This window comes from Vagococcus proximus, from assembly GCF_029143285.1.
GTDB classification, from domain to species: Bacteria; Bacillota; Bacilli; order Lactobacillales; family Vagococcaceae; genus Vagococcus_D; species Vagococcus_D proximus.
The window spans coordinates 1-26,611 of sequence record NZ_JAPDSH010000001.1; the positions used below are offsets into that span (position 1 = coordinate 1).

Annotated in this window: 29 protein-coding genes and 1 tRNA gene; 26 read left to right on the forward strand and 4 right to left on the reverse strand. The window is 34.3% G+C overall.

Annotation, left to right across the window (positions count from 1 at the left end):
* Positions 1–79: 79 nt before the first annotated feature.
* Positions 80–152: transfer RNA gene (locus OL233_RS00005), tRNA-Thr, on the reverse strand.
* Positions 153–271: 119 nt separating this feature from the next.
* On the opposite strand from OL233_RS00005, the gene OL233_RS00010 reads away from it, so the two are divergent.
* The 8 genes from OL233_RS00010 (at position 272) to OL233_RS00045 (ending at position 7,658) form a co-directional block, all read left to right on the forward strand.
* Complete coding sequence (locus OL233_RS00010; protein WP_275470815.1) at positions 272–1,624, forward strand: C1 family peptidase; 1,353 nt, start codon at positions 272–274, stop codon at positions 1,622–1,624.
* A gap of 128 nt (positions 1,625–1,752) precedes the next feature.
* Positions 1,753–3,393: an endolytic transglycosylase MltG gene (mltG, locus tag OL233_RS00015; protein ID WP_275470337.1), complete on the forward strand. Its 1,641-nt coding sequence runs from the start codon at positions 1,753–1,755 to the stop codon at positions 3,391–3,393.
* 146 nt (positions 3,394–3,539) lie between these two features.
* Positions 3,540–4,013 (forward strand): transcription elongation factor GreA, encoded by a 474-nt coding sequence (greA, locus tag OL233_RS00020; RefSeq protein ID WP_275470338.1) that lies wholly within the window; start codon positions 3,540–3,542, stop codon positions 4,011–4,013.
* Between the two features lie 143 nt (positions 4,014–4,156).
* The gene (gene liaF, locus OL233_RS00025) at positions 4,157–4,891 is read left to right on the forward strand and encodes a cell wall-active antibiotics response protein LiaF (protein ID WP_275470339.1); all 735 of its coding nucleotides are present in this window, start codon (positions 4,157–4,159) and stop codon (positions 4,889–4,891) included.
* Positions 4,888–5,970, forward strand: a complete 1,083-nt coding sequence (locus OL233_RS00030) for a sensor histidine kinase (protein WP_275470340.1) — start codon at positions 4,888–4,890, stop codon at positions 5,968–5,970. The genes liaF and OL233_RS00030 overlap by 4 nt, the downstream gene beginning before the upstream one ends.
* Positions 5,963–6,595 carry a response regulator gene (locus OL233_RS00035; RefSeq protein WP_275470341.1) on the forward strand — a complete coding sequence of 211 codons (633 nt, stop codon included), beginning with the start codon at positions 5,963–5,965 and terminating at the stop codon, positions 6,593–6,595. The genes OL233_RS00030 and OL233_RS00035 overlap by 8 nt, the downstream gene beginning before the upstream one ends.
* A 21-nt stretch (positions 6,596–6,616) precedes the next feature.
* Entirely contained in the window at positions 6,617–7,276 is a 660-nt protein-coding gene (locus OL233_RS00040) for a potassium channel family protein (RefSeq protein ID WP_126831142.1), read from the forward strand.
* Between the two features lie 85 nt (positions 7,277–7,361).
* Positions 7,362–7,658, forward strand: coding sequence for a HesB/YadR/YfhF family protein (locus tag OL233_RS00045; protein WP_275470816.1), 297 nt, complete (start codon positions 7,362–7,364; stop codon positions 7,656–7,658).
* A gap of 30 nt (positions 7,659–7,688) precedes the next feature.
* Here OL233_RS00045 and OL233_RS00050 read toward each other — a convergent pair whose 3' ends face one another.
* A complete protein-coding gene (locus tag OL233_RS00050) occupies positions 7,689–8,489 on the reverse strand; it encodes a DUF1189 family protein (protein ID WP_275470342.1) in 801 nt (266 codons plus the stop codon).
* Positions 8,490–8,668: 179 nt separating this feature from the next.
* Here OL233_RS00050 and OL233_RS00055 point away from each other — a divergent pair, with 179 nt between their 5' ends.
* The 9 genes from OL233_RS00055 (at position 8,669) to OL233_RS00095 (ending at position 15,130) form a co-directional block, all read left to right on the forward strand.
* Positions 8,669–9,277 (forward strand): superoxide dismutase, encoded by a 609-nt coding sequence (locus tag OL233_RS00055; RefSeq protein WP_275470343.1) that lies wholly within the window; start codon positions 8,669–8,671, stop codon positions 9,275–9,277.
* A gap of 140 nt (positions 9,278–9,417) precedes the next feature.
* Positions 9,418–9,711 (forward strand): Fpa/YlaN family protein, encoded by a 294-nt coding sequence (locus OL233_RS00060; protein ID WP_126831138.1) that lies wholly within the window; start codon positions 9,418–9,420, stop codon positions 9,709–9,711.
* A 14-nt stretch (positions 9,712–9,725) separates the two neighbouring features.
* Positions 9,726–10,949 (forward strand): FtsW/RodA/SpoVE family cell cycle protein, encoded by a 1,224-nt coding sequence (locus OL233_RS00065; RefSeq protein ID WP_275470344.1) that lies wholly within the window; start codon positions 9,726–9,728, stop codon positions 10,947–10,949.
* 18 nt (positions 10,950–10,967) lie between these two features.
* A complete protein-coding gene (locus OL233_RS00070) occupies positions 10,968–12,146 on the forward strand; it encodes a CAP-associated domain-containing protein (RefSeq protein WP_275470345.1) in 1,179 nt (392 codons plus the stop codon).
* A gap of 1 nt (position 12,147) precedes the next feature.
* Positions 12,148–12,576 carry a YlbF/YmcA family competence regulator gene (locus OL233_RS00075; protein ID WP_275470346.1) on the forward strand — a complete coding sequence of 143 codons (429 nt, stop codon included), beginning with the start codon at positions 12,148–12,150 and terminating at the stop codon, positions 12,574–12,576.
* Positions 12,566–12,910 carry a YlbG family protein gene (locus OL233_RS00080; RefSeq protein WP_275470347.1) on the forward strand — a complete coding sequence of 115 codons (345 nt, stop codon included), beginning with the start codon at positions 12,566–12,568 and terminating at the stop codon, positions 12,908–12,910. Before OL233_RS00075 ends, OL233_RS00080 begins: the two co-directional genes overlap by 11 nt.
* A 103-nt stretch (positions 12,911–13,013) precedes the next feature.
* Positions 13,014–13,580: a 16S rRNA (guanine(966)-N(2))-methyltransferase RsmD gene (gene rsmD, locus OL233_RS00085; protein WP_275470348.1), complete on the forward strand. Its 567-nt coding sequence runs from the start codon at positions 13,014–13,016 to the stop codon at positions 13,578–13,580.
* On the forward strand, positions 13,573–14,058 hold the full coding sequence (coaD, locus tag OL233_RS00090) for a pantetheine-phosphate adenylyltransferase (protein ID WP_275470349.1): 486 nt from the start codon (positions 13,573–13,575) through the stop codon (positions 14,056–14,058). The genes rsmD and coaD overlap by 8 nt, the downstream gene beginning before the upstream one ends.
* Positions 14,059–14,071: 13 nt before the next feature.
* Positions 14,072–15,130, forward strand: a complete 1,059-nt coding sequence (locus OL233_RS00095; protein WP_275470350.1) for a SepM family pheromone-processing serine protease — start codon at positions 14,072–14,074, stop codon at positions 15,128–15,130.
* Positions 15,131–15,149: 19 nt separating this feature from the next.
* On the opposite strand, the gene OL233_RS00100 is transcribed toward OL233_RS00095, so the two are convergent.
* Positions 15,150–15,773, reverse strand: coding sequence for a TetR/AcrR family transcriptional regulator (locus tag OL233_RS00100; RefSeq protein ID WP_275470351.1), 624 nt, complete (start codon positions 15,771–15,773; stop codon positions 15,150–15,152).
* 158 nt (positions 15,774–15,931) lie between these two features.
* Between OL233_RS00100 and OL233_RS00105 the strand changes: the two genes are divergently transcribed.
* The 9 genes from OL233_RS00105 to OL233_RS00145 all read left to right on the forward strand — a co-directional run bounded on the left by OL233_RS00105 (position 15,932) and on the right by OL233_RS00145 (position 25,366).
* Entirely contained in the window at positions 15,932–16,594 is a 663-nt protein-coding gene (locus OL233_RS00105) for a CoA transferase subunit A (RefSeq protein WP_275470352.1), read from the forward strand.
* A complete protein-coding gene (locus tag OL233_RS00110) occupies positions 16,584–17,237 on the forward strand; it encodes a 3-oxoacid CoA-transferase subunit B (RefSeq protein WP_275470353.1) in 654 nt (217 codons plus the stop codon). Before OL233_RS00105 ends, OL233_RS00110 begins: the two co-directional genes overlap by 11 nt.
* 38 nt (positions 17,238–17,275) lie before the next feature.
* A complete protein-coding gene (locus OL233_RS00115) occupies positions 17,276–18,442 on the forward strand; it encodes a thiolase family protein (protein ID WP_275470354.1) in 1,167 nt (388 codons plus the stop codon).
* A gap of 26 nt (positions 18,443–18,468) precedes the next feature.
* A complete protein-coding gene (locus OL233_RS00120; RefSeq protein WP_275470355.1) occupies positions 18,469–18,954 on the forward strand; it encodes an acyl-CoA thioesterase in 486 nt (161 codons plus the stop codon).
* Between the two features lie 30 nt (positions 18,955–18,984).
* The gene (locus OL233_RS00125; RefSeq protein WP_275470356.1) at positions 18,985–19,890 is read left to right on the forward strand and encodes a 3-hydroxyacyl-CoA dehydrogenase NAD-binding domain-containing protein; all 906 of its coding nucleotides are present in this window, start codon (positions 18,985–18,987) and stop codon (positions 19,888–19,890) included.
* A 22-nt stretch (positions 19,891–19,912) separates the two neighbouring features.
* Positions 19,913–20,914: a ketopantoate reductase family protein gene (locus OL233_RS00130; RefSeq protein ID WP_275470357.1), complete on the forward strand. Its 1,002-nt coding sequence runs from the start codon at positions 19,913–19,915 to the stop codon at positions 20,912–20,914.
* 210 nt (positions 20,915–21,124) lie between these two features.
* A complete protein-coding gene (locus OL233_RS00135; RefSeq protein WP_275470358.1) occupies positions 21,125–21,991 on the forward strand; it encodes a class II fructose-bisphosphate aldolase in 867 nt (288 codons plus the stop codon).
* 166 nt (positions 21,992–22,157) lie between these two features.
* Positions 22,158–22,628 (forward strand): RrF2 family transcriptional regulator, encoded by a 471-nt coding sequence (locus OL233_RS00140; protein ID WP_275470359.1) that lies wholly within the window; start codon positions 22,158–22,160, stop codon positions 22,626–22,628.
* A 20-nt stretch (positions 22,629–22,648) separates the two neighbouring features.
* The gene (locus OL233_RS00145; RefSeq protein ID WP_275470360.1) at positions 22,649–25,366 is read left to right on the forward strand and encodes a YhgE/Pip domain-containing protein; all 2,718 of its coding nucleotides are present in this window, start codon (positions 22,649–22,651) and stop codon (positions 25,364–25,366) included.
* Between the two features lie 30 nt (positions 25,367–25,396).
* Here the strand turns inward: OL233_RS00145 and OL233_RS00150 are convergent, their stop codons facing one another.
* Positions 25,397–26,425, reverse strand: a complete 1,029-nt coding sequence (locus OL233_RS00150; RefSeq protein WP_275470361.1) for a lactonase family protein — start codon at positions 26,423–26,425, stop codon at positions 25,397–25,399.
* Positions 26,426–26,611 lie beyond the last annotated feature (186 nt).

Consider the following 26,611-nt stretch of genomic DNA (forward strand, 5'->3'; position numbering starts at 1 on the left):
TATTATATAGTGTCTTTTTTTATCTAAAAATAAGTATTATTAAAAAAAGGAAGAGCTTAAGCTCTTCCTTTTTTTTAAAAGCCACTTGCCGGATTTGAACCGGCGACCCCTACCTTACCATGGTAGTGCTCTACCTACTGAGCTAAGGTGGCTTATGTAATTACTATTAATATATAGGCGGATTAGAAATTTGTCAAGGTAAAGGAAGTGTTATTAGTGGAGTCTGATAATTAAAAGGGGTAAAATGAATTTGTACTATTATTATGGATCAATGAAAGGGAGTTTTAATGTGAGTAAAGAGATTGAATTTAATAAGATTGAAGAATTTGCTTCAGATTTTGGTAAATGTAAAAAACGTCTAAACAGTCAACGAGCAGTTATAAAAAATGGTATTTTAGAACCGTCAGAAAATCACTATTCAAAAGTGTTAAATACCCCTGTATTTTCGATTGATTTAGAGACAGGAAATGTGTCGAATCAAAAGCAAAGTGGTCGTTGTTGGATGTTTGCAGCATTAAATACTTTCCGTCATGATATTGCAATGAAATTTAAGATGAAGGATTTTGAATTATCTCAAAATTACACATTCTTTTGGGATAAATTTGAAAAAGCAAATTATTTTTATGAAAATATTTTAGGTACAGCTGGTGAAGAACTGACAAGCCGTAAAGTTTCATTTCTTCTTCAAACACCACAACAAGATGGTGGGCAATGGGATATGCTAGTTGCACTTATACAAAAATATGGTATTGTACCAAAAGAAGTAATGCCAGAAACACATAGTAGCTCTGCTTCAGGAGTATTAAATACCTATTTAAATAAAAAAATGAGAAAAGATGCTATTAGATTAAGACAGCTAGTTTCAGAAAATGCTAATGAAGAACAACTTCAAGAAGAAAAAAAAAAGATGTTAGCAGGGATATACTCCATTTTAGCAACTTCTTTAGGAACACCCCCTACAGAATTTGATTATGAGTATCGAGATGCAGATAATGAGTACCATATAGAGAAAGGATTAACGCCTCGATCATTTTATGATAAATTCATTGGAGAAGATTTAAATGAGTATATTAGTGTCATCAATGCACCGACAGCCGATAAGCCATATAATCAAATGTATACTGTAGAAATGTTAGGTAATGTTGTTGGAGGGAAAGAAGTTCGTCATTTAAATGTTGATATGCCAACGTTTAAGGAGTTAGCTATTACTCAATTAAAAGCAGGGGAGTCCGTTTGGTATGGTTGTGATGTAGGTCAATCTTCAACACGAGATACGGGTATTATGGCAACCGATATTTATGATGTGGACAGTACATTGAGTGTTGATTTTTCAATGACAAAGGCCGAACGATTAGATTATGGTGAAAGTTTAATGACACATGCTATGGTATTAACAGGTGTGAATATTGTAGATAATCACCCCACTAAATGGAAAGTTGAAAATAGTTGGGGAGATAAAGTCGGAACAAAAGGTTATTTTGTAATGAGTGACAGTTGGATGGATGAATATACGTATCAAATTGTAGTTAGAAAAGAATTTTTATCCGAAGAATTAAAAAAAGTTGTTCAAGATGATCATGTTACCCTACTAGATCCATGGGATCCTATGGGAGCTTTAGCATAAAAAAAAGTAAGATTACTTTATAATTTAAAGTAATCTTACTTTTTTTTTAAAAGATTTTAATTTAGAGTGTAATCGTGTATAATAGTCTAAGTTATGGAACATAAGTTTTAGATTAAGGAGGTTGCATTTTGGATAAAAAAGAAAGTTTAAACCAAAATGAAAAAGCTGATGAAATCAAAGAGCCTAGTATACGTGATCAAGTATTAGGTGCGATGTCACAACATAGATATGACCAGCCAACTGTTTCAGAAGAAGTTAAAGATGAAGATATTGAAATAGATGAAAATGAGTTAGAAGTGGATAAAACTAAAGAGGGCACTTTAGTTGTTCCTGACGTGAGTGTAGAAGAGGTTGAAGAAGTAGAAGAGTTTGAAGAGCCTATAGAGCAGAATGAGGTATCTGATAAGAAAGTAGAAGTTGAAACTATTCCTTCTATAGCTGAAACAAATAATAATGTTGAAAATAAAGAAGTGACAGTGCCTTATACCGATGAAAAATTATCAACAACACTTCATGAGAGTATTAAACCTAATGAGTATGTCATTCCTCCAACAAGTAATTTTAAGGATGTCGATGAGATTCTTGGAGAATATGAAAGTGAAGAACAAGGTTTTGATAAAGATAATTCTGAAATCGGTCAGGATGATTTAGTTTTAGAGAGTCAAAAGAGAAAAGAAGCGAGAGAGAAGGAATCGTCACTGGTTAAAAAAATTGTATTTATGGTTATTTCTGCCTTGGTCGTCATTTTAATGGTATTTGGCTTAGTCTTCTACCGTTATTGGCAAGCGGGTCTTAAACCTTTAGATAAGGACAATAAAGAGCTTGTTCAAGTTGAAATACCTATTGGAACTAGTAATAAAGGGATAGGCTCTATATTAGAAAAGAAAAAAGTTATTAAGAGTGGTTTAGTGTTTAATTATTTTGTAAAAACAAATAATTTAACAGATTTTAAAGGCGGCTATTATCAAATGTCACCGGATATGGAATTGAATGAAATTGCTGAATTACTAAAACAAGGTGGTTCGGATGAAGCTGAAAATTTAGCAGATGCAAGAATTACAGTTCCAGAAGGCGACTCGTTGTACCAAATTGCTGAGAAATTTGAAGAAAAAACTAAAATTCCTAAAGAAGACTTTATAAAAGTAGCAAAAGATGAAAAATTATTTGAAAAACTGTATAAGAAATATCCTGATTTATTAGAAAGTGTCAAAAAATCAAAGGGTGTTCGATATCGTTTAGAGGGCTATTTATTCCCTGCAACATATAATTATTACCAAGAGAATGGTATTGAAGATCTAATCACCCAAATGGTTGGTAAGACAGCTTCTGTTATGGCTACTAAGAAAGCAAAACAAGAAGAGAGTCATTTATCAACACAAGAGTTATTGACTCTTGCTTCATTAGTTGAAAAAGAAGGGGTAGAAGAATCAGATAGACGTAAGATTGCTAAAGTATTCTTAAACCGTATAGAAGAGGGAATGCCTCTACAATCTGATATTTCAATTATTTATGCGATGGATGTTCATAAGGTTCATTTATCAAATAAGGATACACAGGTTGATTCCCCATATAATTTATATGTGAATAAAGGATTTGGACCGGGACCGTTTAATAACCCTAGTGAGCAAGCAATTGATGCTGTACTTAACCCGGATGATAATAAAGATTTATACTTCTTAGCGGATATAACAACACATAAAGTTTATTTTGCTGAAACATATGAAGAACATTTGAAGTTAAAAGAAGAATATATTGATAAAAAAAAGTAAAATAGATCTAATTATATAAAATAGGCTATTTACAATTATAATAAGACATGGTAACCTTTGTGGTGTAAAAATTATGGAAGCTTTTCCAATTCTATTGGGAAAGCTCTTCATATTATATTAATTGTGTCTTTTAAAGGAGCAGAAACATGGTAGAAAAAGTATACCCAATGACAATTGAGGGAAAAGCTAAATTAGAACAAGAATTAGAAGAATTAAAAACGGTTAAACGTAAAGAAATTGTTGAACGTATTAAAATTGCACGTAGTTTTGGTGATTTGTCAGAGAATTCAGAGTATGAATCAGCTAAAGATGAGCAAGCTTTTACAGAGGGGCGTATCACAACTTTAGAAAATATGATTCGTTTTGCACAAATTATTGACAACAACAATACTGATACGGATGAGGTAACAATTGGTAGAACAGTTACTTTTATGGAACTTCCAGATGGCGATGAAGAAGAATATATCATCGTTGGAAGTGCTGAAGCAGATCCTTTATCAGGGAAAATTTCAAATGATTCACCAATTGCTAAAGCATTAATTGGCAATCGTCTAAATGATGAGGTAACAATTAGTACACCTGGTGGCGATATGAATGTTAAAATTGTAAAAGTATCATAAAAAAGTCTAGGCTACATGCCTAGGCTTTTTTTGTCTCATACTAAAGACTTAGAGTGAGTTAGTCCTCTTGGGACTGTCATTTATAGGGGGAACGAGATATAATAAAATGGATTAAACTTTTGAGAAAGAGGAGTGCTAGTATCGTGAAAAATTCATGGAAACTCTTTATAATTGTCGAATTATTATTGTTTGTATCAGCAGGCTATCAGTTATTTAAAAATCCAGCTGCTTTGGTTTTTTTAGTGATTGCAGTGATGAATTTATTGTATGCATTAAAAAAAGAAGAACGGAATTCTTTTAATCAATTTCAGTTAATTGTAAGTATTGTAGTCATTGTATTATGTTTATTGATAAGTAGTCCTATTATTTGGTTGATGTTGACACTTGCGATTATTTTTATAGGGTTAAAAGGCGTAGAAGTATCTGGAGTATCATTTTTCCAAAATGCGTTATGGCATAAAAAACAAATGGTTATTGTTGAGACTAAAGAGAGTGAATCAAAGAATAGTCGTCGTTTTAAAAGACCGTGGTTGGGTAATCAGCGCATAGGTAATAATGTATATGAGTGGGATGATATCAATTATACAAGTTTTGCTGGTGATACAATTATTGATTTAGGAAATACACTTCTTCCAAAACAAGATAATGTGATTATGATCCGTAAAGGATTTGGTCGAACAAGGGTATTAGTGCCTGTAGGGGTTGGTATTGTGCTAGAGCATTCCACATTATTAGGTAATGCACTTGTAGAGGAACAATTTTATAGATTGCGTAATGAGTCATTGAAAGTATATAGTGATGATTATGACGAGAGTCAACGACGTTTAAAAATTGTAACGAGTACCTTAATGGGGGATGTGGAGGTCATTCGTTTATGATATCTAAAATTACTCGTCCATTTTTATTTATTTATACATTTGTATTTACAACAATTATTTTATGTTTAACTTTATATGCAGCTTATTATGCCCATAGTAAGCATAATTGGTTAAGTGAAATCATTCATGCTAAGATATTTCATATTCCTCTACTTATCTATATTTTATTTATTGCCTTAATGGTAAGTTTTATAGTAGTTTTAACCGTCTATTTTGTTAGACGTGCCCAATATGGTAGAATTGAAGAAAAAGTAAGGTTATTAGCTGGTGGAAACTATGATAATAACTTGTTATTTAAAGGTATTAGAGGTGGGGAAACAGATCCTTATATTAATGATATTGATAAAGATTTAACTAAAATACATGATAAGATGAAAAGAATGTCAGGTGAGCTCCAGCAGGTTGCTGCACGTCCTGAACTAGTAGATGGCAGTACTCGGGAACAGATTGTAGAGGAAGAGCGTCACCGCTTAGCTAGAGAGTTACACGATTCTGTTAGCCAACAGTTGTTTGCTGCAAGTATGATGTTGTCTGCTCTTCAAGAAGAGTCTAAGAAAAAAAGTTCTGAAGGAGACATTGTTCTAAAACAATTGGATATGATTGGTTCAATTATTAATACATCTCAGTCTGAAATGAGGGCACTATTGCTTCATTTAAGGCCTATTAATTTAGAAGGCAAGTCTCTTAAAAAAGGGATTGAGCAGTTATTACAAGAATTGAAAACTAAGGTTAAAATCGAAATTAGTTGGGAGATTGAATCGATAGAGCTTTCAAGTGCCATAGAAGACCATTTGTTTAGGATTATTCAAGAGTTATTATCAAATACCCTAAGGCATGCTAAGGCAGAGTCATTAGAAGTCTATTTAAAAAAAATAGATCAAACGGTCTTATTAAGATTGGTGGATGATGGTGTAGGATTTGATACTAGTGAAATCAGAGCTGGGAGTTATGGTTTAAGCAATATTAAGGAGCGTGTTTCAGGTATGGGAGGCACGTGCAAAATTATTAGTTTTAAAGGGAATGGTACCAGTATTGAGATTCGTGTTCCTATATTGAAGGAGAGTGTTGTTAATGATTAAAGTATTGTTGGTTGATGATCATGAAATGGTTCGTTTAGGTGTATCCTCATATTTATCAATTCAAGATGATATAGAAGTAATTGGTGAAGCTGAAAATGGAAAAATAGGGTATGAAAAGGCCTTAGATTTAAGACCAGATATTATTTTGATGGATTTAGTTATGGACGTTATGGATGGGATTGAATCAACGCAAGCCATACTTTCTGAGTGGCCTGAGGCTCGTATTATTATTGTCACAAGTTTTATTGATGATGAAAAAGTTTATCCAGCAATCGAGGCCGGAGCAGCAGGTTATTTGTTAAAAACATCGACGGCTAGCGAGATAGCTGATGCTATTCGTGCTACTTACAGAGGTGAAACGGTCTTAGAACCAGAAGTAACAGGAAAAATGATGGAACGTTTAACGAAGAAAAATGAACCTGTTCTTCATGAAGATTTGACAAATAGAGAGCATGAAATATTATTACTTATTGCAGAAGGTAAGAGTAATCAAGAGATTGCAGATGACTTATTTATTACATTAAAAACAGTTAAAACACATGTTTCTAATATTTTATCTAAGCTAGATGTAGAGGATCGTACACAGGCTGCTATTTATTCATTTAAGCATGGGATTGTTAAATAAAGAAAAGAATGGAGTTTTAACATGAAACAAAATTTTGCAATTATTGGTTTAGGCCGTTTTGGCGGAAGTTTATGTGAGACATTGATTGAATCGGGACAAGAGGTTTTAGCTATTGATAAAGATGAGGACCGTATTAATGAGTATATGAATATTGCTACCCATGCTGTTGTTGCTAATGCACAAGACGAGATGACGCTTCGTTCGTTAGGCTTAAGAAATTTTGAACATGTTATTGTGGCGATTGGTGAAGATATTCAAGCAAGCATTTTAGTAACCTTGATGGCGAAAGAAATGGGTGTAGCTAAAGTGACAGCTAAGGCACAAAATTCTTATCACGCTAAGGTTCTATATAAAATTGGAGCAGATAATGTTGTACATCCAGAGCGTGATATGGGTGTAAAAGTCGCTCATAATTTAGTTTCAAAAAATATTTTGGATTATTTAGAATTGTCTGATGAGTATTCGTTGGCAGAAATTAAGGTAACTAATCCTAAGTTTACAAATAAGAATTTGCTTCAGTTAAATTTCCGTCAACGCTTTGGTCTAAATATTGTGGGAATACGTCGTAATAAGCAATTGATTATTTCACCTTTAGCAGAAGAGTTAGTGGAAAAAGGGGATTGTTTATTAGTTATTGGGGCAGATGAGGACGTGGAACGATTAGATGATAAGATGTCTTAGAGGTCTTGTTCACAAGCAAAATTAAGTTATTAACTATAAAATTGTGCTAGAATAAGTTTATCAATTGTAGAAAGTAGGAGTGAGGATGCAATTAACTATTTCAGATAAAGCACAAAAGTGGTATATCGAAGAACTAGAATTATCTCAAGGTGATGGTGTGAGATTCTTTGGTAAGTATGGGGGTTCTACGAATGTGCATGATGGTTTCACTACAGGTATGCAAATCATAAAACCTAGTGAAGAGGTATTAGCCAATGTTGAGCATCAAGGAATCACTTTCTTTACAGAGAAATTAGATGAATGGTTTTTCAATGGCTTTGATTTATCGGTAGAGTTTGATGATGACCTGAAAGAACCACGCTACATTTATAAAGAGCAATAAAAAAGAACAGCTAAAGTTAGCTGTTCTTTTTTATTTTTGACCAAGAGTAGGACGGATGACACGTAAAAAGATGAAGTAAGTTAAAACCATGACAAACACCATTGGATTGATAGCTTGTGAGAATAAAGAAAATAGACTTGCTATAACGACAGGGAGTGTTGCTGAGAATGTCATCAGTTTGAAGCTTTCAGATAGGCGCAAGGGACTTTTAGAAAGTTTGACCCAAATATTAGCTAAGAGGCTAAGTGTAAATAACATGAATAATAGGTCGATTGTAACAGGAACGATTGCTACTACCCAAGCTAACACAATAAATAGGATAGTCTTTTTAGAAGGCTGCGCTTGTTTCTCTATCCACTCTTTGTTTAAAAATGATGCGTCAAAAGAACTGTAAGGAACTGAGATTAGATTTGAAGGCATGAATGATGAGATCATACTTTCGTCATTGACGGTCATCAAAAGATGATCATCTAGCATACCGAAACCTAAAACATTTCCAATAAGGTCACTTTGAATTTCCTTGTCAGAAAGCTTACTATCAGGGTCGAAAGAAAACATAAAACGATCCGTCTGATAAATAAAACCACTATCAGTTTTCTCAGGTTTCAATTTGTCAGACTCGATTTTAAATGCTGGCATTTTTTCAACGATATGTTGAAGGTCTTCTTGAGATTGAGTGACTAATTTAGTAACTTGTACACCAATTGGAATAGCTAGTAGCGTTCCTAAAAAAAGTATATAAAGAAACACTTTTGGAAAAGATTTACCAAGACCAAATAATAAACGTTGTGGATTAGTAAATGCTGTTTTAAATAATTGGAAAAGACTCATGAAAATCTCCTTTAAAATCCCTTTTATATAAGAGGGTTGATTAAAATATTGTAAGCTTTTTTTGGAAACATTACAAGTTTTTCAAGTTAGGTGCTAAAAGCATTTTTTTTGCTTGAGAGAGTATGTTAATGGTAAAATGAACATGTATTATAACAAGACAACCTTGGAGGGATTTATTTATGACTTACACATTACCAGAATTACCATATGCTCACGATGCATTAGAACCACATATTGACGTTGAAACAATGCATTTACACCATGATAAACATCACAATACTTATGTAACTAACTTAAACGCAGCAATTGAAAAACACCCAGAATTAGGTGAAAAATCAATTGATGAATTAGTTGCAGACTTAGCTAACGTACCAGCTGATATTCGTGCTGCAGTTCAAAATAATGGTGGTGGACACGCTAACCACAGTTTCTTTTGGGAAATCATGGCTCCGAATGCTGGTGGAGAACCAACAGGTGCTATCAAAGAAGCTATCGATGCTACTTTTGGAAGTTTTGAAGACTTCAAAACACAATTTGCAGCAGCAGCAACTGGCCGTTTCGGTTCAGGTTGGGCATGGTTAGTTGTAAATAATGGTAAATTAGAAGTAATGTCAACAGCTAATCAAGATTCACCACTTACAGAAGGCAAAACACCTGTACTTGGTTTAGATGTATGGGAGCACGCTTACTACAAGAAATTTAGTAATGTTCGTCCTGACTACATCAAAGCATTCTGGAACGTTGTTAACTGGGATGAAGTTAACAAACGTTTTGCAGCAGCTAAATAAAAATAAAAAAACCTTGAGTGTAAACTCAAGGTTTTTTATTTTACTATTAGATTCTTATTCTTAATGAAAATATAGACTATTCACTTCAAAAAAATAAGAAAAATATGATATAATGTATAAATTAGATAGGAGGGGATAACGTGTCAACAGATATCTCGAAAGATGTAGCGCTAGCTGTTCTAAAAGAAGAAGGTCAAAAAATTAAAAAGTTGATAAGTAATCAGCAACATCACCTTTGTATCTCACAGTGTAAAGCGTTTGAAGAAGTTGTCGATACTCAAATGTATGGATTTTCAAAACAAGTCGATTATGCCGTTAGATTAGGCATTATTACCTCGCCAGAGGGGCATAGATTATTAGCAGAATTAGAACAAGAACTCAATGTCCTCTATACTGATGTTTATGAAAAAAAACAAGAAGTTGATGGAAAGTAGGAGGCAGAAATAGTTTGGGTAAAAAAGTAAAAAAAACAATCTTCTTAGATTACAGTATCTTGATACCGTATCTGGTATTATCTGTAGTCGGAATTATAATGTCCTACAGTGCAAGTTCATATCGTTTAATGAATCAAAAGATACCTGCTCCACCATGGCAGGATTCAGTTAAACAAACTGCTTTTTTTCTAGCAGGACTAGTTGTTATAACTATTATTTATAAAATCAAAACTGAGGTGCTACAAAACAAGCACTTTATTATGTTTGGTATTAGCTCAATCACTATTATGCTCCTATTAACACGTTTTACGCCCTTGGGGCAAGAAATTAATGGAGCGAGAGGGTGGTTGAAGCTGGGACCTTTAACCATTCAACCTACAGAATTTTTAAAAATTGTAGTTGTTTGGTATTTAGCCTATATATTTTCTAAAAGAGAAGATACCATTGCTTATGATTTTAAAGGAAGTGCAATGAAACCATTAGCACTTGTAGGTGTATTGATTGGTTTAGTTTTGATCCAACCAGATACTGGTGGTGCTGCTATTTTAGTTTTGATTACAGCAATTTTAGTATTTGCAAGTGGGATCAGTTACATATACTCATTAGCTGTAGGCGTAATTGGTGTAGTTGGAAGTTTAGTTGTTGTTCAACTGCTATCATGGATTCCTAAAAGTTGGTATCCAACAAGCTTTGTTCACGTATATGGTCGATTCCAAAGTTTTAAAGACCCCTTTGTAGATGCATATGGGGATGGTCATCAGATGGTTAATTCTTATTATGCGATATACCGTGGTGGATGGTTTGGCCAGGGCTTAGGAAATAGTGTTCAAAAAAAAGGGTTCTTACCAGAGGCACATTCAGATTTCATGTTCTCAATTATTATCGAAGAGCTTGGATTGGTTGTTGCGATTATTCTTTTACTGTTATTATTATTTTTAACACTTAGAATAATTTTAGTGGGTGTAAAAGCAACGACGTCTTTTAATTCTTTGATGTGTATTGGAATAGGCGGTATGTTACTCATTCAAACCTTTGTTAATGTTGGCGGGATTACTGGAATAATCCCTCTAACAGGGGTAACGTTCCCATTCTTAAGTCAAGGAGGCTCTAGTTTGTTAACATTATCAATTGCGATTGGTTTTGCGCTAAATATTAGAGCGGATGAGAGAAGAAAATTAGAATTTCGTAAAGAACAACATCCTAATGGAAATGTTGTGAATTTTAGTCGTACAGTTTAAATGAAAGAGGTGGACCTGATGAAGCGTATACTCCAATTTATACTAGTTTTTTGTTTATTATTAATTGGGGCATATGCGAAACCGGTTGTTTCACCTCAACATTCAAAGCAAAAAATAACTAAAAATCATAAAAAAGAACCTTCTAAAAATAAACAAGTCGCCTTTAAGCCCTCCAAAGTAGGAGCATTAAAAGCGGCTAGTTTTTCAAAATTCATTAATAAATCACCAGAAAGTTTTACAAAACAATATGGAGAGCCACTGGAAATACAAGATAATTATCTGGGCAGTCAGTGGTGGGTTTTTGGAGAAGATGAGCATGATTATCTTCAAGTAGAAGTTAAGAATAATAAAATTTGTTCTATATTTGTTCTAGGTGATAAAGTTGATGTGATTCCTTTGAAGATAGGTATGACTCTTAAGGATGTTGCAGCGTTGACAACAATCTATTCTGATTTTACGAGTACATATAAAGGTAAAAGCTATGCTTTTGAATTAACTGAGCAAGATATGAATTACAGGCCATTGCTTGCATTTGATAATGATAGCTTTGCGATGCTTCATTTCAGTCAAGATACCGGTAAATTATTAGGTGTTCGCTATTTAAACAGTGAGTTATTACTTAGGTTAATGCCCTATCAGTTGATCGAACCGGAAAACTATCCATTGAGTTGGCCAGTACAAGATGAAAAAAAAGAAATTAGCGAAGCTGGAAATCGTCAATTGGAAATGATGATTAGGATAATGAGAAAAAGAGATAAGTTACCTGCCTATAGCTTTTCACCAACGAAACGTTTAGAAGCAGAGCGATTAATTGTAGCTTTTGAGAAAGAACCACAAAATTATTTTGAGTCCATGGAAAGTTTTAATGAGTGGCAAAGCTTGACGCCACAAGATAATAAAATGAGCTATAGAACATTATATAAGTTAAACACGAAGTCGTATCAGCAGCTTGTTAAAGAACCAGAAGAAAACAATCATGGTTTCCTGTTAAAACCAAGTCAAGATATACCTTATATCTTAATGAGTATATATGGTAATAGTTCTGGTCAAAAACATTTCCTAAGGAAAGAAGATAATGAAATAGGTTTAGCAACGACTAAGAACCATATCTTAATCCTATTGACAAATAAAAAGAATCAAGAGGATAGTCTATCATCTGAGAGTACGGAAGTTATTACAAGTGAGGTGGATAAATAGTATGATATATACTGAGGAAGTCTTTGAACTAGAAGATGAGATAGATAAATTATGTGATACTTTGATCCATTCGGAATTAGTGAAAGGATTTTGGGAAGCAAAGTTTCAACTAAAGAATAATAATGAAACGAGAATGAAAGAAAAGGAATTTGTATCTGCTAAAGAATCATTTGAACAAATAGAGGCGTATGGAAGCTATGCACCAGACTATAAAGAAAAACGTCGTGCACTTAGAGAGAAGAAACGCCAGTTAGATTTAGACGAAACCGTCGCCTCTTTTAAAGTTAAAGAGCGTGAACTGCAGGATGTGTTAGATACGACCGTTTTTGATTTAGCAAAGAGTATTTCACCTAATATAAAAATAGAAGCCGGCAATCCATTTTTTGAATTTGCCCAGAAAGGATGCAGTGGAAATTGCCATGTTGGATAATCAAGAAAATAATGAAGGAATTGACTTTGAACTGACACCTAGAAGATCGTTGATTGTCTGGGTTTATAATTTAAGACAATTAAAAACATTAAAAAAATTTGGACCAGTTGCTTATGTTTCTCGAAAAATGAAGTATGTCATTATTTATATGGATGAGTCAGCTATTGAACAAGCTAGGGGAGCCCTTGAGAAACTTCATTTTGTAAAAGGTGTTGATTATTCTTATAGACCAGACGTCTCGATGGATTTTGGAGAACGTGTGGGTACATCAGAAGCGCTTAATCAAGAGATTGAAAAAGATAATATTAGTGAGCTGACGAGTGTTAATTCTTAAGTAAAAAGGAAGTAGTGCTGTAAATTCCTCCAATTGTTTAGTCGACATATAGATGTCTGACTGTACAGTTGGTTTTTTTAAATAAAAATGAGTGAGGTGTACGATGAGAGTTATTTCAGGAGAATATGGTGGACGTAAATTAAAGGCTTTACCAGGAGATAATACTAGACCGACGACAGATAAAGTAAAAGAATCTATGTTTAATATGATTGGTCCTTATTTTGATGGTGGGAAGGTCTTAGATTTATTTTCGGGTAGTGGTGGTTTAGCAATAGAAGCAGTATCAAGAGGGTGTGACAGTGCCGTTTGTATTGATAAAAATTATCAAGCTATCAACGTGATTAAAGATAATATTGCGATTACAAAAGAACCTCAAAAATTCAAGATAATGAAAGGAGATGGCTCTAAATTAATTGATAGTTTAGCTGCTTCGGGAGAAGTATTTGATTATTTATTTTTAGACCCCCCTTATGCGTCACAAAAAATAGTAGAACAGATTGAAAAAATTACAGAACTCGGTTTACTTTCAGGAGATGCCTTAATTATTTGCGAAACCGATAAATCTGTCGGATTGCCTGATGAAACAACTCAATTCACCCTTCGTAGAAGACAAGTCTATGGTATGAGTGAGGTTGTAATCTACAAACGTAAGGAGGATGAGAATGACTAAGATAGCTCTATTCCCAGGGAGTTTTGATCCGTTTACGAACGGTCATTTGAATACTGTAGAACGTGCAGCAGAATTATTTGATGAAGTAATTATTGCAGTGGTAACAAATACAACAAAAGTAGGCTTATTTACAAGTGATGAAAAAATTGAGTTAATAAATCTTTCTATTTCGCATTTAGATAATGTAGAAGTTATTGCACAAGCTGAGGGTCTTACAGTTGATATTGCTGAAGAATTGGGAGCGAAGTTCTTAGTTCGTGGTATTCGTAATATGACAGATTATGAGTACGAAAAAAATATTGCGTCGATGAATAAGCAATTAAAGCCAAGTGTAGAGACGGTATTTTTAATGGCAGATGATCGATTAAGTAATGTGAGCTCTAGTATTATTAAAGAGATTGCTAAATTCAAAGGTGATATTACAGCATTTGTTCCTAGTGAAGTAGAAAAGGCGATCGCTAAAAAGTTTTTCGGATAAGGGAGTACACTGAATGATAATAAAAGAATCAAAGCATAAGCGTGAATTAATAAAATATGGGACTGTTATTTTAACTTCAATCCTTATTATTGCAGCAATAGTAGTCCCATTACCTTATTATGTTGAGGTACCTGGATCAGCTGAAAATGTAGCAGATGTCATCACAGTAGACAAAAAACATGATAAGTCAGATGGCTCATTTATGTTGACAACAGTCGGCATTAGACGTGGAACTTTAGCTACTCTTCTAACGGCAAAAGTATTGCCTTTCCAAGAGATTATAGCTAAGCAAGATCTGATGGGTGATAGCGATGATAAAGAATATGAACGACTATCTGATTTAGAAATGAGTAATAGTGAAAATATGGCAAAAAAAGTCGCTCTGGATTTAGCAGATGAACCTTATAAATTAGATTATAAAGGTGTCTATGTGATGTCGGTGTTGGACGATTCGGACTTTAAAGATAAGTTGGAGCCAGGAGATGTTATTTATCAAGTAGATGATCTAACATTTAAACATGCTGATGAATTTATGAATTATATAGCTGCCAAAAAAAAGGGCGATAAACTGATGATTCATTTTGAAAGAGATAAAAAGAAACAAAAAGTAGAAGGTAAAATGATTGAACTATCAGATCAGAAAAAAACGGGGATTGGGATCACATTAATTGATCATACTGAAATTAATTCTGAACGAGAAATAGAAATTTCGGTTTCTGATATTGGAGGACCATCTGCAGGGTTAATGTTTACCCTTCAACTGTATGAGTTACTTGCTAAGGAAGACCTTAAAAAAGGGCGAGAAATTGCAGGAACAGGTACAATTAAACCAGATGGTTCTGTTGGTAGAATTGGTGGGATAGATAAGAAAGTCGTTGCTGCTGATAAAATGGGTGCGACAGTATTCTTTGCTCCAAACGAGCCGCTAGATAAAGATGTGAAAAAAGCCAATCCAGAAATGAAAAATAATTATGAAGAAGCGGTAGCAGCTGCTAAAAAGATTAAGACGTCAATGAAGATTATTCCAGTCTTAACAGCAGAAGATGCTATTAAGTATCTTAAAGAAAAATAAAAAAAGAACTCGATAAAATTTATCGAGTTCTTTTTTTATTTAAATTATATTTGATAGCTTCTTGATACTGTTCATCAGAATAGAAAAAACCTGGTCGCCATAAAGAACTTAGGTAATGACCCATTTTAGTTGCGTTAGGTTGGCAGTCATTATCTAACCAAGTCTTGAAGGTAGACACATAACTGGATGCTAACAGATTTTCATTGAACATATCGAAAGGGTCATCTTTAATGGAGATGTTCCAATATAGAAGGGTCTCTTTTCTAGTTTTCGCTATAGCTGTCATGAATCTAAAAGTAAAATTGGTTTCAGATGTTGGAGAAAGCAGGACGCTTAGAATATCCCGATGTTCTTCGATGTAATGGAAGTAAGTATCATATACAGGATAATGGGAGTCTTCAATACAATTAAAAAAATAATCGGCACTTTTATTTCGAAGACCTTTCATAATGTGAGTGAATTTAGTAATAAGTTCGAGTTCAATCTCATCCAGTAATTCAAATTTATCTGAGTAATAGGTGTAAAAACAAGAGCGACTAACATCTGCCTTTTTAGTGAGAGAATTGACAGAAATTTTATGAATACTTTGTTCTTTCAATAAGGCGATAAACGCTCGCTTTATATACTTTTTTTGTTTTCCCATAGCATCACCTTCCTTTAAAAATTTGGACAGTCATTAATAAAGTGTCTAAAAATGAACATATGATTAAACACTGTTATTAAAAATGAAAGCCTTTTCATATATATTAAATATATACTAATTAGTAGAAGAAATCAAAGAGAGTTGAAAGGGGTTTGACCATGAGTAAATTGATGCGCAGCATAGACGCTGTTCAAATAGTAAAAGATGGTGATACTGTAGCTATTGGTGGTTTTGGGCCACTGGGCTATCCAGGTCAATTAGTTAAAGCGTTATACCTTAGAAGTGAAGCAAAGGACTTACATATTGCTTTAAATGCACCTAATGGAATGTTTTTACCAACATTAGATAAATTAATAGATAAAAGAGGCCGTCACTTAACAACAACCTTTGTTAGAACCAGTTCTGCCGCTACACGTTTCTTTGAAGAAGGGCGCTTGTCTTTAACACCACAAGGAACATTTGCTGAAAGATTAAGAGCAGCAGGAGCAGGCATACCGGCTTTCTACACTCCAGTAGGTGTTGGAACAATGGTGGCTGAAGGAAAAGAGATTAAAGAGATACACGGCAGAGAGTATTTAATGGAAGAAGCGTTAGTTGCAGATGTCGGTTTTATTCAAGCAACAAAAGTCGATTATGATGGCAATTGTTATATTGAAGGTTCACAAAAAAACTTTACGACTTTAGTACCAGCAGCTTCGAAATACACGATTGTTGAAGCGGAGCAAATTGTTCCAGTAGGTGAAATTTCTCCAGAGTTAGTATCTGTATCTGGAATATATATTGATGCGATTGTGAAAGTAGGTGTCCGTAATGAACAGTAGAACTTTTATAGCGAAACGTGTAGCTGATGAACTTGCAGATGGTCAAATTGTTAATTTAGGAATTGGGATTCCGACAATGGTACCCAAATTTGTTGGGGAAGATAAAAAAATTATTTTTCAAAGTGAAAATGGGATTATCAATATAGGACCAACACCACCACTAGGACAAGATAATCCAAATATTTATGATGCAGGTGGAGCGCCAGCGACTGTTAAACCAGGTGGGCAATTTGTCGACAGTGCAACAGCATTTGGTTTAATCCGAAGTGGAAAAGTAGATGTAACGGTTTTAGGTGCAGTTCAAGTCGATGAGGCTGGTAACTTAGCTAACTGGAATATTCCGAATAAAATGTTAGTTGGTTTTGGTGGTGCGATGGATTTAGTAACGTGTGCTAAAAACGTTATTGTTGCAATGGAACATACTGCTAAAGGAACTATCAAAATTATGAAAGAGTGTTCTTTCCCACTAACAGGTTCTAAGTGTGTGACTAAGATAATTACAGAATTAGCTGTGTTTAATGTCACACCAGAGGGACTTGTACTAGAAGAAATTACATCTAAAACAAACTTAGATGAGGTAAAGGAAAAAACAGAGGCAGACTATCAAGTCTCTCCAAATTTAAAAATTAATCACATTGACTAAATTATAGAATATGAAAGAACTATTAGGAGGAAATTATAATGAATGAATGCCAAGAAGTAGTAATCGTAGGATATGGAAGATCAGCAGTAGCCCGTTCTCTAAAAGGTGCATTAGCAAATGAACATCCAGTAGATTTTGCAGCAGAAGTTTTACAGGGGGTATTAGATAAAGTCCCTACGTTAGATAAAGAATTAATTGATGATATTATTGTGGGTTGTGCTATTCCAGAAGATGTCCAAGGTTTAAATGTCGCACGTGTTATTGCTGGTCGTGCCGATATTCCAGATAGCGTTCCAGCTCAAACAGTTAACCGTTTTTGTTCATCAGGCTTACAAACTATTGCAACAGGGGCTAACGCAATTATGGCTAATCAAGCAGATATTATTGTTGCTGGTGGAGTTGAAACAATGAGTGGCGTTCCAATGTCGTTTGATATGTCAGCGATTAACGCAACATTAATGAAAGAAAAACCACAAGTTTATGTTCCAATGGGAATGACCGCGGAGTATGTGGCGGACAAATATGGTGTAACACGTGAGCAAATGGATGAATTTGCAATAGCAAGTCATAAAAAGGCAGCTGCAGCACAAGCAGCAAATGTTTTTGATAGAGAAATTATTCCAGTAACATATGGTGATATCGAAGGAAATCCTTTAACGTTTAAAGAAGATGAGGGGGTTCGCGGCAATCAAACGATGGAAGAATTGGCTCAATTAGGCCCAGCATTCAAGGAAGATAACGGAAAAGTAACAGCCGGTAATTCATCACCGTTAAGTGATGGAGCAGCCTTTGTTGTGATGATGTCAGCTAAAAAAGCAGAAGAGCTAGGTTTAAAACCAATTGCTAAATTCAAAGGATTTGCAGTTGCAGGACTAGACCCTTTATTTATGGGTATGGGACCAGTTTACGCTATTCCAAAAGTGTTAGAGAGAACAGGCTTATCATTAGATGATATGGATGCAATTGAATTAAATGAAGCATTTGCAGCACAAGCAATTGCTTGTATCAATGAATTAAACTTACCAAAAGAAAAAGTAAATCCTCGTGGCGGTGCGATGGCTTTAGGTCATCCATTAGGTGCAACAGGTTCAATTTTAACATGTAAATTACTTTCTTATTTAGAAGATACAAATGGCAAATACGGTATGGTGTCAATGTGTATTGGTGGCGGAATGGGTGCTGCTGGTATTTTTGAAAAATGCTAAGAACTATAAGATAGGAGAAAAGTGATATGGAGCAGATGAAAGTGACTCAAACACGGTTGGTTCTTCCGGCGGATACCAATGCTCATAACACATTATTTGGTGGAAAATTGATGAATTATATTGATGATAGTTCTGCTATAGCAGCTGTTCGTTACGCTCGTCGCCTGTGTGTGACAGCGTCAACGGACTCTGTAGATTTCTTACATCCAATTAATGCCAATCATAGTGTAACGTTAGAAGCATTTATTTCAGGAAGTGGTAAGAGATCTTTGGAAGTCTTTTGTAAAATAACAGGGGAGTCACTGGCGACTGGTCAAACTTATTTGGCTGCAACAGCATTCAGTACCTTTGTAATAGTAGACGATAATCCCGAACCACTGGAGAAGTTTAAGCCTATGAATTCAGAAGAACGACTTGTGCATGAGGGGTATGAGAAACGACGGAAATTCAGAGAAGCGAGAAGAACCCATCATAAAGTATTTGTAACAGCATTGTTAGAACAAGATAAATAGAAAATATAGGAAATAAAGGAGGGTATAAAGATGACAATAAATAAAGTTGGTGTAATTGGACTAGGTGTGATTGGCTTATCATGGAGTGCATTAATGCTTTCTAAAGGATTAGAAGTACACGTCTATGATATACGAGAAGACCATGAAGAAGGAACTAAGAAAAGTATTGAGCAAATGTTGAAATCATTAGATATTTCTTTTTCAGAAGTGTCAGATTATTTGGTTATTGAAAAAACAGTAGAAAATCTAGCCGAACATGTTGAGTTTATTCAAGAAAATGGACCTGAAAATTTAGTGTTTAAGAAAGAGTTATACGCAACTATTGAAAAGTATGGTTCTAATGATTTAATAATTGCCTCATCTTCATCAGGTATACCTGCTGGAAAAATGAATACAGAGATGACTCATCCAGAACGTTTAATTATTGGTCATCCATTTAATCCTCCTCATATGATTCCTTTGGTTGAAGTTTCTCCAAGTGAGCAAACAGCCCAAGATGTGATTTTGCAAACACTAGCTTTCTATGAACAATTAGGGAAAAGTCCAGTTGTTATTAAGAAAGAAATACCAGGTTTTGTAGCGAATAGATTACAAACGGCTATCTTTCAAGAATGTATTGCTTTAGTAAGGGACAATGTTGTAGATGTAAAAGAATTGGATACGATTATTGAAAAATCCTTAGGCATTCGTTGGGCATCGGGTGGTCCCTTCTTATCTTTCCATTTAGGTGGTGGGCCCCAAGGCTTTGAAGGCTTTTTAAAACATTTAGGACCAGCATTAAATCAAGGCTTTAAAGATATTAGTCAAGTGGAGTTGACTGATGAGTTACAGGGGAAATTGATCGAGCAAGTAAAAACGGAATATGGCATGGATTTAGTTGACTTAGCAGAACAAAGAGACTTAGTACAAGGAAAAATTATTGATATATGGGATTAAAAAGCGAGAGGAGACTATTAAAATGAGATTGGCTTTAATGGGTGCAGGTTCTTTAGGTACAATTTTAGGAGCTTTTATTTCAGAAAAGAAAGAAATTGACCTAATTGATGTTAATAAAGAACACGTAAAAGCACTGAATGATAAAGGGGCAAGAATTGTAGGGACTATTGACAAGACGGTACCAGTGAAAGCAATAATGCCTGAAGAAATGGAAGGTACTTATGATCTTGTTATTTTATTAGTGAAACAAACTTATAATGAGTCAGCGTTTGACTCTTTAAAAGATCATATCCATGCCAAAACAATCATTGCTACTTTGCAAAATGGCTTTCCAGAACCAAGTCTTCTAGATGTTTTTGGAGAGGAGAGAGTGATTGGAGCGACTGTAAGTTGGGGAGCAACATGGCAAGGGCCTGGTGTATCAGAACTAACTTCAGACCCAGGAAAATTATCATTTGATGTTGGTCGCCTTGATGGGAAAATAACAGAACAAGTTGAGCAAGTGAAAGAAATTCTAGAATGCATGTGTCCAGCACATATAGCAAATAATTTAGGTGGAACACGATGGGCTAAATTATTAAGTAATGCCGTTTTTAGTGGTTTGTCAGCATGTTTTGGGTGTACTTTTGGAGAACTTTTAGCAGATGAAAAATATGAAAAACTCGTTCACTATGTCATGAAAGAAACAATTGAGGTAGGAACAAAGTGGGGTGTAACCTCTTTTGAAGTGGATGGTGTTGATTTGAAACCTTATTTATACTTTGAAACAGAAGAACAAAGGCTTGAAAAAGCCCCAAGTTATCAAGCTTTTTGGGGACCTCATAAATTATTAAAAGCGAGTATGCTACAAGATATCGAAAAAGGTCGTAAAACAGAGATAAATGAAATTAATGGCTTGGTTGTTCGTATTGGTAAAGAATTAGGAGTTGCGACACCTTTGAATGAAACTATCGTTTCAATTGTGAACAAAATTGAAAGAAAAGAATTAAAACCAACCTTAACTAATTTATCATTATTTAAATAGAGTGCAACTTCTTTTCTAAGATATAAATAGAAAAGAAGTTGTATTTTTGTTTATATCTATAGATTAATAGAGGTTAATGTGAAAAGTTTTTCAAAATAACAGATAATTTTCTGAATATAGGTAGAAATGTACTCTTATTTCTGATAAAATAAAGGCGTCAGTTAAGTATGACTTAACAAAAAATGTGTTCCAAAATAGGAGGAATTATCAATGGCATTAGTATCAGCAGCAGAAATGTTAACAAAAGCACGTGAAGGTAAATACGCAGTAGGAGCTTTCAACACAAACAACTTAGAATGGACAAAAGCTATTCTTAAAGGTGCTCAAGAATCAAATGCTCCAGTTATGATCCAAACATCAATGGGAGCTGCAAAATATATGGGTGGATACCAAATGTGCGTACACATGGTTGAAGACTTAATCGAATCAATGAATATCACTGTACCAGTTGCATTACACTTAGATCACGGTGAATATGAAGATGCATTAAAATGTATCGAAACTGGTTATACTTCAGTAATGTATGATGGTTCTCATCACCCATTCGAAAAAAATATTGAAGAAGCTAAAGACGTAGTTGCTAAAGCTCACGCTAAAGGCGTTTCAGTTGAGTGTGAAGTAGGAAGCATCGGCGGAGAAGAAGACGGAATCATCGGTTCTGGCGAATTAGCTGATCCAGCTGAATGTAAAGCAATGTCAGATACTGGTATTGATTTCTTAGCAGCAGGTATTGGTAACATTCACGGTTCTTACCCAGAAAACTGGACTGGATTAAGCTTTGAAACATTAGCTGAAATCGCAGCAGTTACTGATGGTAAACCATTAGTATTACACGGTGGATCAGGAATCCCAGTTGAGCAAGTACAAAAAGCTATCTCATTAGGTGTTTCAAAAATCAACGTTAACACTGAGTGTCAAGAAGTATTTGCAGCAGCAACTCGTAAATACATTGAAGAAGGAAAAGATCTTGAAGGAAAAGGTTTTGACCCTCGTAAATTATTAGCACCAGGTACTGAAGCTGTTGTTGAATTAGTTAAACAACGTATTGAATGGTTCGGTTCAAAAGATAAAGCTTAATCTAAATTTTAAGTTGAAGCACTAATCTTTAAGATTAGTGCTTTTTTTTTATTTTTAGAGCAAATAATCTTGCATAAGAGACAATTAAAGTCTATAATAGTTTTTATCGTTAGAGACAAATGGAGTCTATAATGGATTAAATAAGTACTGAAAGGTGAGGTATAAAATGAAGTTAACAAATGCAACGGAACAAGCCCTTGCTATCTTAGCAATTTTAGCCATTCAAAAAAAAGAGGTTCCTGTCTCATCGGAGACTATTTATACAAAATTATCTGTATCACAGTCTTATGTTAAAAAGTTATTACGAAAATTAGTAGTTTCTAAAATTATAGCGGGTGTATCAGGCAATAACGGTGGTTTTTTTCTTGAAAAAGAAACAAAGGATATCTCATTATTAGAAATAGTAGAAGCTATTGAAGGGCCATTTGAAAGCTTTCCAGATGTGGGAATTTTACAACGAGCGTTCTCAGGATTTGACGAATATGCACAAAATGGAGATAATATAATATCGGCATATTTTAGTGAAGCTGATAGAGCTTGGGAAGAGAAATTGAAGCAAATTTCAATTCAAGAAGTGTTGGAAAAAGTCTTTGAAAAAGAAGACGAGATACCAACGAAAAATTGGAACACGATATAGATAAAGGATGAGGTCTGACGATGAAAAAAAGATTTGGAAATGTATTTAAGTTATATGCTCTTGATTGGAAACGAATATATAAAAACAAACTAACATTTATGTTAATTTTGGCCCTAATGGTAATCCCGTCGTTGTATGCTTGGTTTAATATTGCAGCTCTTTGGGATCCGTACTCAAATACAAAAGATATTTCGATTGCTGTTTATTCTGATGATAAAACAGCTGAAGTGATGGGAAAAGAAATTAATATTGGGGATAAGATTATCGATGGTCTTAAAGATAATGATAAAGTCGGTTGGCGATTTGTTGATTCTAAAAAAGAGTTAGACAAAGGTGTTAAAAGTGGGAAGTTTTATGGTGGGGTTTATCTTCCAGAGAATTTCTCTGAAAACCTTGTAAGTTTTGTAAGTGGTGACATGAAGAAACCTAAAATTGTTTATTCAGTTAACCAAAAAATTAATGCTATTGCGCCAAAAATTGCTGATAAAGGTGCAAGTGGGATACAAGATCAAATTACAACCCAATTTATTGGAACAGTAAGTGAGGGTCTAGTTAAAGGATTGAACGAAGTTGGTTTCAACTTAGATAGTAATTTCTTAGCTATCGATAAAATTAGTAATAAGATTTTAGAATTTGATGACAATATGGATAAAATCGATGAATATACACAAGAAGTTATTGATTTAAATAAAAAAATGCCAGAGCTAAAAGACAAGTTAGCAAAAGCAAATGAAATGACAGATTATATGCCTGATCTTAATAAATTAGGTGATAAAATTATTGAAGTTAATAAAATGATGCCGACGATTAAAGAAAATGGAAAAGTGATTCTTGAAGTCCAAGCGAAAATTCCTGAGATTCAAAATGCGGGACGTCAATTAAATGAAATAGATAATGATTTCGGTAAAGTGGAAGAAACGATGACTAAAGGAATTGCAAGTGCTAAAGAAGGGATGGCTGTGATTCAACAAGTTCAGAGTATCCTACCAGAAGTATCAGATTTAGCCAATAGTTCGAATGCTTTACTAACAAGCTTAAGTAATAATAGTGAGAAATGGCCTCAAGATTTTGAGAATATTTCAAATACAGTCGTACAAAGTTTGAATTTAGTTCAAGTGACAGTAGAAACAGCTAGAACAGGTTTAAAAGCGTTAGAGCATGTTAAAATTGATGAAACGAATAAAGATCAAATTGCTGATGCATTAAAAAATTCTACAGATACGTTAAAAACACAAGTTGGTATTCTAGAACACATAGCCAATATTTTAAAAGTGTTACAAGAAGATTTGTTGCATACAAATCAATTTGATAGTCGTATAGCTAAGTTAGAAGCACTAGGTGAAAAGTTAATTGGTGCTGGAGGAACACTAGAAGGTTTAGAAAAAGGGGTTCGTGATGGAACAATAACAGGTGACGGTCTACAACAAAGATTGGCAGCTGTTCAAAGCGTATTAGGAGAAATTAATCAAGGAATTTCAACATTCTTATCGCGTGATATCGGTGGAGAAATCTCAGAAGCTATTACAAAAGTTATTAAAGTGATTCAAGATGGAAAAACAGTTACAGGAGAAGTTATTGATAAAGATGTTATCGGTGGCGTGTCAAAACTGTTATCTAGTACAACAGATACAATTTCGGGTGCAGTTGAGTTACTTGAAAAGTATCAAAATGAACTACCTGCTATGAAGCAAGAATTACACTCAGCCAATGAATTGTTAAATGGTAATATGGGTATGATTATTGATGGAATCAATAAAGCAGTTGAAGTTTATCAAGAAGACTTACCAGTAATTGAAGATAAAATGAATTTAGCGTCTAAGTTCATTCAAAATGATTTACCAAAAGTGGAAGATGATTTAGTTGAGAAGCTTGATTTGGCTAATGAAAAAATGCCAGAAGTTGAATCGGCTCTTAATATGGCTCAAGATATGATTGAAAAAGATTGGCCTAACGTTAAAAAAGGGATTCATAAGGCAGCAGAAGTGATTAGAACAGGTCGTAAAGATATTGATATTACGGAAGTAATGAAACTACTTAAAGCAGATGCTGCTAAAGAAAGTGACTTTTTAGCAAATCCTGTTTTGATTGATCAACATGATGTTTACCCAGTTCCAAATAATGGTTCAGCTAGTGCGCCGTTCTATACTGCGTTATGTTTATGGGTAGGTGCAGTGTTATTCTCAAGTATTGCGACAACTGAGTTCCATTTATCTGATGAAGATAAGAAAAAATACAGTCGTCGTGAGCAATTTTTAGCACGCATGATGACATTCTTGACGGTTGGGTTCTTCCAATCATTAATTGTTGCTCTAGGTAATCTATACTTATTAGGAACATATGCGGTGAGTCCTGGATTTAGTATTTTATTTGCACTGCTAGTCGGGTTCGTCTTTATGATAATGGTGTATGTGCTTGTTGCCTTATTTGGTAACTTAGGAAAAGGTGGAGCGGTTATTATACTAGTGTTATCTATTTCAGGTGGTGGTGGTAACTATCCAATCGAAATGTCTGGCAAGTTCTTCCAATTTATTAATCCACTATTACCGTTTACTCATGCGGTTAATCTTTTAAGAGAACCGGTGGGTGGTATTTACTGGCCAAATGCGTCAAAAGCATTAACAATCCTAATCGGATTTGGTGTGGCATTCTTTGTGTTCGGTGTTATATTCTTCCCACCAGTCCAAGCATTCTTTAAAAAATTAAATAACAATCTTAAAGAAGGTCATATCCTTCACTAAATAAAAAAAACAGCCCATTGGGCTGTTTTTTTATTTAACGAGATAAGTACACACACATTCTGGTGCGTAAACATCTTTTTGAAGAAGAGTTAAACGACCTGTTTCTTTATTGCGTTCAAATAGAGTTAAATTATCTGTATTTTGGTGTGCAACAATCAAGAAATCTTCTGATTTATTTAAAGTGAAATCACGAGGGAAATCTCCTTCTGAAGGTATAATTTCAACACATTTAAGTGTCATATCATCTAAGACTTCAAAAACAGCAAGAGAGTTATGACCACGATTTGAAACGTAAACAAATCGTCCATCACTACTGATACGAATAGCAGCTCCACCACTAAATTCAGTAAATGTATCAGGCAGAGTCGAAAGGGTCTGGAGTGTTTCAAAGCTTCCGCTTGACTCATCATAAGAAAGAGTAGTAATAGTATTAGCTAGTTCTCCAAAAAGATAAGCTATTTTTTGATTAGGGTGGAAAATAATATGGCGTGGCCCGGTACCAGGCTCTGCTTTATAACAAGCAATCTCAGATAATTTACCTTCATCAGAAATATCATAAGTATAAACACCATCTGTACCTAAATCACAGGCAACGAGGCGATTATCCGGTGTAAGATCTGAATAATGCGCATGGGCTTTATCTTGATTTTCATGAGGTCCATTTCCATTATGTTTAATAGTATCCACAAGTGTTAGAACACCTTCGGAATCAAAGTGGTAACTTGTTAATTCACCTTTATGATAGTTAGCTCCAAAAGCAAGGCGACGTGTGTTATCAATTCCGACGTAACATGGAGAAGCGCCCTCTGATGTAATACGATTAATTTCTTCGTAGGTACCATCTTCTAGCAATTTATAACTAACTAATCCACCTTGTCCCTCTTTGGCTGAAACGGTTAAAAGGTAACCGTCAGCAGTTAGTCCTAGGTAAGTAGGTCCATTTTCGGAAATAGCTATGTTGAGATTAGTTAATTGCTTCGTAGCTGTATCTAATTCAATAGTATAGATGCCTTTACTTTCACGTCGTGTATACGTTCCTAAAAAGATTGTTTCTTTCATCATTTCACGTCCTTTAATTATTATAGTAACTAGTATAGCATAATTTTTTTTATTTAAGCTAAAGCATGTTTAATTAATGTAAGTGTTTTTATAAAATAAAAGATTAACTTAAGAATACATAGATTACTAACGTATTTTGTAAATTATGATACAATAAAGATAGAAAAAATTCTATGAATTGAGGGA

What these genes read in the sequence shown, in the direction of transcription:
- OL233_RS00010 (WP_275470815.1), top strand. Translation starts at nt 272, where the DNA reads ATGAAAGGGAGTTTTAATGTGAGTAAAGAGATTGAATTTAATAAGATT.
- greA (WP_275470338.1), top strand. Translation starts at nt 3,540, where the DNA reads ATGGTAGAAAAAGTATACCCAATGACAATTGAGGGAAAAGCTAAATTA.
- OL233_RS00030 (WP_275470340.1), top strand. Translation starts at nt 4,888, where the DNA reads ATGATATCTAAAATTACTCGTCCATTTTTATTTATTTATACATTTGTA.
- OL233_RS00035 (WP_275470341.1), top strand. Translation starts at nt 5,963, where the DNA reads ATGATTAAAGTATTGTTGGTTGATGATCATGAAATGGTTCGTTTAGGT.
- OL233_RS00040 (WP_126831142.1), top strand. Translation starts at nt 6,617, where the DNA reads ATGAAACAAAATTTTGCAATTATTGGTTTAGGCCGTTTTGGCGGAAGT.
- OL233_RS00045 (WP_275470816.1), top strand. Translation starts at nt 7,362, where the DNA reads ATGCAATTAACTATTTCAGATAAAGCACAAAAGTGGTATATCGAAGAA.
- OL233_RS00050 (WP_275470342.1), bottom strand. Translation starts at nt 8,489, where the DNA reads ATGAGTCTTTTCCAATTATTTAAAACAGCATTTACTAATCCACAACGT.
- OL233_RS00055 (WP_275470343.1), top strand. Translation starts at nt 8,669, where the DNA reads ATGACTTACACATTACCAGAATTACCATATGCTCACGATGCATTAGAA.
- OL233_RS00070 (WP_275470345.1), top strand. Translation starts at nt 10,968, where the DNA reads ATGAAGCGTATACTCCAATTTATACTAGTTTTTTGTTTATTATTAATT.
- OL233_RS00075 (WP_275470346.1), top strand. Translation starts at nt 12,148, where the DNA reads ATGATATATACTGAGGAAGTCTTTGAACTAGAAGATGAGATAGATAAA.
- OL233_RS00080 (WP_275470347.1), top strand. Translation starts at nt 12,566, where the DNA reads ATGTTGGATAATCAAGAAAATAATGAAGGAATTGACTTTGAACTGACA.
- rsmD (WP_275470348.1), top strand. Translation starts at nt 13,014, where the DNA reads ATGAGAGTTATTTCAGGAGAATATGGTGGACGTAAATTAAAGGCTTTA.
- coaD (WP_275470349.1), top strand. Translation starts at nt 13,573, where the DNA reads ATGACTAAGATAGCTCTATTCCCAGGGAGTTTTGATCCGTTTACGAAC.
- OL233_RS00095 (WP_275470350.1), top strand. Translation starts at nt 14,072, where the DNA reads ATGATAATAAAAGAATCAAAGCATAAGCGTGAATTAATAAAATATGGG.
- OL233_RS00100 (WP_275470351.1), bottom strand. Translation starts at nt 15,773, where the DNA reads ATGGGAAAACAAAAAAAGTATATAAAGCGAGCGTTTATCGCCTTATTG.
- OL233_RS00105 (WP_275470352.1), top strand. Translation starts at nt 15,932, where the DNA reads ATGAGTAAATTGATGCGCAGCATAGACGCTGTTCAAATAGTAAAAGAT.
- OL233_RS00110 (WP_275470353.1), top strand. Translation starts at nt 16,584, where the DNA reads ATGAACAGTAGAACTTTTATAGCGAAACGTGTAGCTGATGAACTTGCA.
- OL233_RS00115 (WP_275470354.1), top strand. Translation starts at nt 17,276, where the DNA reads ATGAATGAATGCCAAGAAGTAGTAATCGTAGGATATGGAAGATCAGCA.
- OL233_RS00120 (WP_275470355.1), top strand. Translation starts at nt 18,469, where the DNA reads ATGGAGCAGATGAAAGTGACTCAAACACGGTTGGTTCTTCCGGCGGAT.
- OL233_RS00125 (WP_275470356.1), top strand. Translation starts at nt 18,985, where the DNA reads ATGACAATAAATAAAGTTGGTGTAATTGGACTAGGTGTGATTGGCTTA.
- OL233_RS00130 (WP_275470357.1), top strand. Translation starts at nt 19,913, where the DNA reads ATGAGATTGGCTTTAATGGGTGCAGGTTCTTTAGGTACAATTTTAGGA.
- OL233_RS00135 (WP_275470358.1), top strand. Translation starts at nt 21,125, where the DNA reads ATGGCATTAGTATCAGCAGCAGAAATGTTAACAAAAGCACGTGAAGGT.
- OL233_RS00140 (WP_275470359.1), top strand. Translation starts at nt 22,158, where the DNA reads ATGAAGTTAACAAATGCAACGGAACAAGCCCTTGCTATCTTAGCAATT.
- OL233_RS00145 (WP_275470360.1), top strand. Translation starts at nt 22,649, where the DNA reads ATGAAAAAAAGATTTGGAAATGTATTTAAGTTATATGCTCTTGATTGG.
- OL233_RS00150 (WP_275470361.1), bottom strand. Translation starts at nt 26,425, where the DNA reads ATGAAAGAAACAATCTTTTTAGGAACGTATACACGACGTGAAAGTAAA.